Here is a 325-nt window from a genome sequence, read left to right as displayed (position 1 = left end):
ATGCTTAGGGTTTTCTGAAGGAACGGTGGTCAATGGCGTTCCTTTGCCAGATTTTGGAGGGAAGCCACCAGATCCCAATTTGCTTCATGCTAAGGCTCTTTATGATTTAGTGATGTCGGATCAAGGACCTGATCTTGGTGCTGCCTCTGATGGGGATGGAGATCGTAATCTCATTATGGGGCGTGGGCAATTTGTTACACCTTCTGATTCTCTTGCGATTATGGTTGATCATGCCCATCTGATTAAGGGGTATCGGCAGGGGATTGTGGGGATTGCTCGCTCCATGCCAACAGGGCGTGCGGCTGATTTGGTTGCTGAAAAAAAA

General features: G+C 48.3%; 1 pseudogene. It reads left to right on the top strand.

From position 1 onward, the window contains the following. Positions 1-325: pseudogene (locus ACFIO5_RS11655) on the top strand (alpha-D-glucose phosphate-specific phosphoglucomutase); the annotation flags it as partial.

It is taken from the genome of Bartonella sp. AA86SXKL, from assembly GCF_042196885.1.
This window is presented reverse-complemented; position numbering and strand designations above follow the sequence as displayed.